The organism is Clostridium sp., assembly GCF_051654825.1.
Taxonomy (GTDB): domain Bacteria; phylum Bacillota; class Clostridia; order Clostridiales; family Clostridiaceae; genus Clostridium.
Genome location: NZ_JBOFYU010000223.1, coordinates 1 through 7,694, shown reverse-complemented (window position 1 = coordinate 7,694; position 7,694 = coordinate 1). Strand labels below are relative to the sequence as shown.

General features: G+C 26.9%; 8 protein-coding genes and 1 pseudogene. 1 reads left to right on the top strand and 8 read right to left on the bottom strand.

Annotated elements, in window-relative coordinates:
* From ACRDBA_RS13470 to ACRDBA_RS13450, 5 genes are all read right to left on the bottom strand, one after another.
* The coding region (locus ACRDBA_RS13470) for an alpha-glucosidase (protein ID WP_438573445.1) at positions 1 to 1,161 on the bottom strand (1,161 nt) is incomplete at its 3' end.
* 13 nt (positions 1,162 to 1,174) lie between these two features.
* A complete protein-coding gene (locus tag ACRDBA_RS13465; RefSeq protein WP_438573444.1) occupies positions 1,175 to 2,020 on the bottom strand; it encodes a Cof-type HAD-IIB family hydrolase in 846 nt (281 codons plus the stop codon).
* A 166-nt stretch (positions 2,021 to 2,186) separates the two neighbouring features.
* Positions 2,187 to 2,939, bottom strand: coding sequence for a MurR/RpiR family transcriptional regulator (locus tag ACRDBA_RS13460; RefSeq protein WP_438573443.1), 753 nt, complete (start codon positions 2,937 to 2,939; stop codon positions 2,187 to 2,189).
* Positions 2,936 to 3,694, bottom strand: coding sequence for a MurR/RpiR family transcriptional regulator (locus ACRDBA_RS13455; RefSeq protein WP_438573442.1), 759 nt, complete (start codon positions 3,692 to 3,694; stop codon positions 2,936 to 2,938). The genes ACRDBA_RS13460 and ACRDBA_RS13455 overlap by 4 nt, the downstream gene beginning before the upstream one ends.
* Positions 3,695 to 3,891: 197 nt before the next feature.
* Positions 3,892 to 4,470, bottom strand: a complete 579-nt coding sequence (locus ACRDBA_RS13450) for a YcxB family protein (RefSeq protein WP_438573441.1) — start codon at positions 4,468 to 4,470, stop codon at positions 3,892 to 3,894.
* Between the two features lie 76 nt (positions 4,471 to 4,546).
* On the opposite strand from ACRDBA_RS13450, the gene ACRDBA_RS13445 reads away from it, so the two are divergent.
* Entirely contained in the window at positions 4,547 to 5,260 is a 714-nt protein-coding gene (locus ACRDBA_RS13445) for a hypothetical protein (RefSeq protein ID WP_438573440.1), read from the top strand.
* 461 nt (positions 5,261 to 5,721) lie between these two features.
* On the opposite strand, the gene ACRDBA_RS13440 is transcribed toward ACRDBA_RS13445, so the two are convergent.
* The 3 genes and pseudogenes from ACRDBA_RS13440 to ACRDBA_RS13430 form a co-directional block, all read right to left on the bottom strand.
* Entirely contained in the window at positions 5,722 to 6,750 is a 1,029-nt protein-coding gene (locus ACRDBA_RS13440) for a sensor histidine kinase (protein ID WP_438573439.1), read from the bottom strand.
* Positions 6,743 to 7,429, bottom strand: a complete 687-nt coding sequence (locus tag ACRDBA_RS13435) for a response regulator transcription factor (RefSeq protein ID WP_438573438.1) — start codon at positions 7,427 to 7,429, stop codon at positions 6,743 to 6,745. The genes ACRDBA_RS13440 and ACRDBA_RS13435 overlap by 8 nt, the downstream gene beginning before the upstream one ends.
* Positions 7,430 to 7,440: 11 nt before the next feature.
* Positions 7,441 to 7,694 (bottom strand): annotated as a pseudogene (locus ACRDBA_RS13430) (ABC transporter permease); the annotation flags it as partial.

Here is a 7,694-nt window from a genome sequence, read left to right as displayed (position 1 = left end):
ACTTGATATATCATTAAACTCTTCTATTGATTTTCTTTCAAAGTTTGTCATCCCAAGCTCTTGTCCTTGATATATAAATGGTGTCCCTCTTAATAAGAAATACATAGCTCCTAACATTTTTATTGCATCTTCATTATCTTCTCTATCTAATAAATATTTTGTAGTAGATCTTGGTTGGTCATGATTTTCAATAAAATTTGCACCCCATCCAAACTTATTTATAGCCATTTGGCTAGCCATTATTTTATCTCTTAAGTCCTTAACTGTCCAATTTACTCTCTTAAACCACTCACTACCTGATGCTACATCAAGGTCTGCATATTTAAAATCAAAAATCATTGAAAAATATCCATTTTCCCCAATAAAGTCATCTAGTTCATCATAAGATACACCTGGTGCTTCAGCTACTGTAACGCAATTATGCTTATCAAAGGTTTCTCTCTTAAGTTCATGTAAAAACTTTTCAATTCCTTTTTGGTTTCTTGAAGTCTTAGTACATTTAACTAATCCATCAACACCATCTGCTTCTAAGCTTTTAAAAGTTAAGTCCTTTTTTATAAATGTTATTGCATCTATTCTAAATCCTGCAATTCCTTTATCTAACCAGTAGTTTACCATATCATATAAAGATTTACGTAAATCTTCATTTTCCCAATTTAAATCTGGTTGCTTTTTCCCAAAAGCATGGAAGTAATATTCATTTCTATCCTTTACTTTTTCCCATACACTTCCACCAAATACTGATCTCCAGTTATTTGGAACTTCTGCTCCATCTTTAAATATGTAGTAGTCATGATACTTGCTATCAGGATTATTAATAGCTTCTTCAAACCACTTGTGCTCATCTGAAGTATGATTTATAACTAAATCTAGTATTATCTTTATCCCTTTTTCCTTCCCCTTTGAAATTAGCTCCTCTAAGTCTTCCATAGTTCCAAATTCAGGTGCTAAATCAAAATAATCACTTATATCATAACCATTATCATCCATAGGAGATTTATATATTGGACAAATCCAAAGCATTGTTACACCTAAATCACTTAAATAATCTAATTTTTCAGTTATCCCCTTAATATCTCCAATACCATCATTATTACTGTCATTAAAGCTCTTTGGATATATCTGATAAACTACTTCCTTTTGCCACCATTGTTTTTTCATTATCTGCACTCCCTTATATTATATTTCTTCTCTTTAGTTCTAAGTAAATTCCATCCATCATAACACTTTCACAGGTAGAATGAACATATTCTAATATTTCCTTACTACCTCCACCAACTCCAATTGCTGTTCCCACTGCCTTAAACATGTCTATATCATTTCTTCCATCTCCAAAAGCTACAGCATTTTTTGTTGGGATATTTAAATATTCACATAATCTTTTAATAGCTTGTCCCTTATTACAGTTGTTTTGAATTATTTCATAATAATTAACATCATCATATTCAAAGCTTTGGGCTAACTGAAATCCATCTTCTTTAAATATGCCTTTAAGCTTTTCATAAACATATCTTTGGGTCCATAAACAAATTTTATTTACTTTATGCTCTTTACTATTAAAATCCTTTATATTATCTTTATAAATTATTTTTTCATTATCTTTTACTATCTTTTTTTCTTCCTCATTTAATATTTTAAACTTTTCATCATTAAGATAATTTAATACTTTAACAGCTTCATAATTCATAAAAACGTTATCATTTGTTTCAAATGTAAAAGCTGTTTTATACTCCGTATTTTTAAAATATAAACTAGCTCTATCAATTTCACTTTCTTTGAAATAAGATTTTTCGATTATCTTATTCTTAAACTCAATATGGGCTCCCCCGCTTGCTATAATTCCATCGAATTCTAATTCTATTACATCATCTTGTATTACTCCTATTGGCCTTCCAGTACATAAAACAACATAAATACCATTATCTTTTATCATTCTTACTGCATCCTTAGCAGTAGCTGGTATTCCATAAACTTCATCTCTTAATGTACCATCAATATCAAAAAATATTATTTGGCTCACCCTTTGCTCACCTCACTTACTGACAACGTTATGATAACAAATAAAAAAAAGGCAATCAATACGATTACCTCCTTTAAAAAATATGTACTTACTTAGTTCCCAATTTCACTTTATGAAAAAATGTACATTCTTATTTTATCTTCTATTTCTATTAATAAATGATAATTTATAGCTCTAATAAATACTTTTGATACTTTAAAAATAATATCTCTATTAATATAAAATACGGTGTAGAAATTTCATAGTTTAATCTATATTCCTTTGGCAGTTCTATTGAATTAATATAAAGGTTCTCATCACATAAAGATGCAACTGTATTATTCATCATTCTTGTTATAGATAATGTGCTTACACCCTTTAATCTTAAATTTTCTACCAGCTCAATAACAGCACTTGACTCTCCTGAAAGAGACATTATTATTACAAAATCATCATCATTTGCTAGTGCTCCAACAGCTTCAACCATATCATGACCATGCATATTAAAAATTATCTTTTCTGTAGGTAGAAATATTCTTTTAAACTCGCTTGCAACTCTAGCTTGAGAGTATCCACTTCCATATACAATAATTCTCTTTGCATTATATATTTTTTCAAATATATTAGTACAATCACGATTTTCAATATCATCAACTACCTTATGATAACTATCTGTAACAACCTCTAAAAAATCTGTTGTTTCATTTGTACCCCTTTCCTCTTCTAAACGAAGTCTAACCTTAAGTTCACTAAATCCAGATAAAGATATCTTTTTTGTAAACCTAAATAAAGTTGTAGTTGATATATTACATTCCTTTGCAAACTCTTCTATTGAAAGCTTATGACAATAGGCTTTATTATTTAAAATGTATTTGCAAATTTCTTTATCATTTTCATTTAAATTAGAATAATAGGTATTCATTAGTTCTTGTATATTCATTTATCCAGCCCCCTAATATATTCTATATAATTTACAAATAACATATCAATTAATACATAAAATGCTGCTGTAATTTCATATGATAAATTTTTCATACCATAAAGCATTTTAGTTCCTACATAAAGGTTATTTTTGCACATTCTTGCTATACTATTATTTTGAAAGCGTGTAATAGATAAAACGTTTATACTTGTAGTTTCTATAGATTTTAATATATTTATCCCTTCAACAGTTTCACCTGAAAGTGATAAAATCACAAATAAATCATTGTCTGTAAATTTAGTCTTTGCAAATTCAATTTCACCTAAATCAAATAAATCAATAACACATTTTCCTGCTGATAAGAATATTCGCTTAAACTCTTCTGCTTCAGCCTTTTGTGCGTTGCCTGTCCCATAAATATATATGATTTGAGAATTATATATTAATTTACAGATATCATCATAGTTACGTTCTTTAATTTCATCTATAGTATTATGATATATACTACATGCTTTTTTTATATCAATACTTTCTTGCTTATCTGTTTTTTTAGATTTTAACTTTAAAATATATTTTAACTCTGCAAATGAATTCAATCCTAACTTTCTGCAAAATCTAAGCAAGGTTGTTCTTGATATGTAACATTCCTTAGCTAAGTTTTCACTTGATATTTCTTCACATAGCTCCCTGTTATTTAAAATAAATTGATATATATTGAGCTCATTTTTTGTTAGCTTATTATAATTATTATTTATTAGTTCTTCTAGCGTCATAAATACTCCTTATGCAATTAAATTTTCTTCTTGCATTGATAAACTTATTATTTTTGAACTAATACAACTTTAATTGTATTTTCTACTCTCTATATTATATCCCATAATATATCTTTCTCAATAAAATAAGCTAAGAAATGTTGTTATTTATTAATAACTATACTTCTTAGCTTATTTATGTATTTTAACTTTAAAGTCTAATAATTGTCTATATCAGAAATATTAGAATCATCAATTTGAAGACCAGTATTTATATTAATACGCTCATCTATATATTTAAGAAATACACTTTCCTCATCTGGTGAATTGAAAATTCTTTTAGGAATATTTATAATTCCATTAGATATAAGGTTTATAAAAATATTATTATTTGTAACTAAAATAGTATTTACAAATGACCAATCAAGTTTAGAATACATACCTTCAATTTCTTTAATAATACCATCATCAGTTAAGGTTATAGTAGTATCTTTTATGTACTCAATATTATTTGTAAGCTCTTTATCGGCAAGCTTCAGCAACATTCTTCTTTGATTATGATCATAAATAGACCCACTGAATATAAGCCAAAATATAATTAATATCATTGATATTATTAATACTACAAGATAATTAGGTGTAATTGCCTCCCAAACTAGTGAAAATAATATTATTATTAACAAAGGTAATATTATTTTATAGAAAAGCTTAGATCTTTTAATAACAGTGTTATCGCTATTTTTCGATAATAACAATTCAATATAATCATTTTTACTATATCTAAATTTTATTTTCATAAAATCCTCCTATACTTTAAAGCAATAATTTAATATAATTAGTATATCACAAAATATGTATATAAAGGAAAATGTTATGGATAAATATAGCGATAGAATTATTTTTAAACCCCAAAAAGATTATTATAAATCTAGCAAATGGAAGCTTGTTGTAACCTATCTTTTATTTGCAATATTAGTAATAAGTATATCATGGACAGTAGTTTATAATATTTTAAATAAACCAACAGATATTACTCAAGATGAAATATATAATTTATTAATAGATGATGATCTTGTTGAAAAGACTGCCTTTGAAGAAGTAAAAAAATCTGTTCCATATGAACCTTCTTCTTTGGGAGATTTTTATATAGTTGATATAAAAAACCTAGATTATGGAGTCTTAGATGTAGATATAGCTAATTCAGTTAGCTATCCTGCTGCTTATGTTAATTTATATGGTAAAGTTACTTTAAAATACAAAAAAGGTTGGTATGTGGATAAGGTAATATATACTAAAAATTTAGGATTGAAACCTTTATTTTCAGCAGGAGAAAGCTTTTTAAACAACTTAAGCAATGATATTTACGGGAAGGGATTCTTTGAATATGATGGAATTAAACATGCCTTTGCAACTACATATGTAGATTCATTATGCGTTATTACTGAAGAAGGTGACTTTGATTCCACAAAGGTAGAAATTGCACCATATAATAAAGATGGAAGAGTAGATATGGAAGTAACATTAAAATACAACTTTGATATCTGGGGTTGGGAACTTGTTGATTTTAAAACAGTAGGCACAAGATAAGATATATACAATTATGTCGGTAATAAGTGCCATCCTATTTTATTCCAACCTAAATGTTTAAGGTTTTAAATATGTTAAAAATTTGCTAATAGTATTAATTTATATGAGTTATTTGACCTATAATTATGGTTTAAATATTACTAAGGGTATCGATTTTAATCGTAAGCGTAAAAGAAACGCTTACATAAAAACAAAAGAAATATTGAAGATGTTTATTCAAAGATTTTTATTACTATTTCTGATAATAAAAAGTAATAAATCTTATTCTATTTAATAAAGTTAATTATCTTAGTTAGCTCTTATAATATTAATAGAAGTAGATTTTAATTCATTACCATTTTAAATTAGTGTAACTTATAAATTAGTGCAAGCTGTATTTTTTGTATAAGGATTTGTAGCACAATTCAATAAAAATGGCTATTATCAAGTTAATTTTTATAACTTTATAATAGCCTTGTCATTTATAGTTTGGTGATAATGGGAAATATTAATATGATTTCAAATCCATTATCATATTTCTCATTTGTATCAAGTTCAATTTTCAAACCTTTAGATACTTGTTTTGCTAAATATAAGCCCATTCCAGTAGAATTTTTTCTTTGCTGCCCTATTTCTCCAGTAAAACCTTTATCAAATATAAATGGCAAGTCATACGACTTGACTCCAATACCATTGTCTCTTATATTAAGCTTTATATTTTCTGGACTCTCTTCAGCAGTTATATATATCTTAGGCTTAACTTTTTCATAGTCTGTATACTTAACTGCATTGCTGATTATTTGCCTTATTATAAATTGAAGACCTTTTTTATCAGATACAACTTTGTAATTGTCCATATCTAACATTACTTCAATCCCTTTTTCAATCAATATTACTTTATATTCTTCAATTATCTCTTCGCAACACTCTTGCAAACATAACTCTTTAAAGAAGTAATCATTGCAAGCAGATTTCATTCTTGCGTAATAAAGCATTCTTTCTATATCCTCTTGCATCTTTGTTCTTACATATTGTAATCTTTTATAAACAATCGGTGATAATTCATCTTTTCGATTATCTAAAATAAATGTCATTAATCCTAAGGGGTTTTTTATCTCATGAGCCCAAGCTTCTACATATTCCTCATACTCATTAAATTCTTGATTATTAGAATTTATAATATTTTTATTTTCTCTTAAAATTGTACCTATATCTCTAATAACCTTAGCTTCTTCATAATAAAATAACCTTACGATTTCATTTTCTTTATCTTTAGTAGGTTCATTTAAAAAGTTACTAATGGCTTCTTCTCTCTTTAAGTCTTTTTTATAAATAATAAATGTAGTAGCACAATATACAATCAGTGATCCAATAATCATGGTTGGAAAAATATAAGCAAAAGCCTTATCATTGCTAATCCATAATAATCCACCAAATATAAAATTTAATATAAGTATAACAATAATCCAAAGACTATTTTTCATTAATATTCCCTTTAGCTTTTTAATCATTATTCTTATCTCCTATATGCTTTAAGGAATATCCCTTTCCCCTAATTGTAATAATCTTATAATCTGTACTTAAATTATGCAAAGATTTCTTAAGCCTTGTCATATTTACATGAATAGCATTTTCATCAACATATTCTGTTGTACCCCAGAGCTTACTTAATAAGATTTCTTTCGTAACAAGTTCTTGATAATTTTCAAGTAATAACTCCATTATCTTTCCTTGATTTTCAGGCAAAATAGTAGCTTTTCCTTTAACATTTATAGCGTAGGTTTGTAAATCTAATTTAATACCTTTTATTTCTGTAAAATATTTTCTATCATCTAAACGTCTTAACAAATTAGTTAGTCTAGCTAATAAACGTTCTTTATGGCACGGTTTGTTTATATATTCATCTGCGCCAATATTAAGGGCATGCAGCTCATCTTTCATTTGATCACGCCCTGTTAGAACAAGTATTGGAACATTACTTTTATGCCTAACTTCCTTACATATTTCAAAACCAGATATTCCTGGTAAATTTAAATCTAATAATATAAGATCTGGTGAAGAAGCTATAATCTCATCTACTACATTAGGAAATTTCGTTATACAATAGGTATCATAACCTTCCTTATCTAAAATATATTGAAGCTCTTCCCTCATAAAAAGTTCATCTTCTATAATTACAATCTTCTTCACACTTATCACCTCTAATTATCGTCTCTTTTTATCTCCATAATGTTTAAAATATTCTTATCACTATTTTTCTTTACTAAATACATATAAAGTAATTCTACCATACATATTACTATAATAACAGGAATTGAAAGAGACATTAACTTACTGACCTCTGCTTTCATAGCTGTTGTCATAAGTCCTGTAAACAATGATCTTACTGCAAATATGCTACTTATTGCTGCAACAGCTATTGGTAGTGAAAAATACCAGTTAATTTGATTTCTTG

What these genes read in the sequence shown, in the direction of transcription:
- ACRDBA_RS13445 (WP_438573440.1), top strand. Translation starts at nt 4,547, where the DNA reads ATGGATAAATATAGCGATAGAATTATTTTTAAACCCCAAAAAGATTAT.
- ACRDBA_RS13455 (WP_438573442.1), bottom strand. Translation starts at nt 3,694, where the DNA reads ATGACGCTAGAAGAACTAATAAATAATAATTATAATAAGCTAACAAAA.
- ACRDBA_RS13460 (WP_438573443.1), bottom strand. Translation starts at nt 2,939, where the DNA reads ATGAATATACAAGAACTAATGAATACCTATTATTCTAATTTAAATGAA.
- ACRDBA_RS13440 (WP_438573439.1), bottom strand. Translation starts at nt 6,750, where the DNA reads ATGATTAAAAAGCTAAAGGGAATATTAATGAAAAATAGTCTTTGGATT.
- ACRDBA_RS13450 (WP_438573441.1), bottom strand. Translation starts at nt 4,470, where the DNA reads ATGAAAATAAAATTTAGATATAGTAAAAATGATTATATTGAATTGTTA.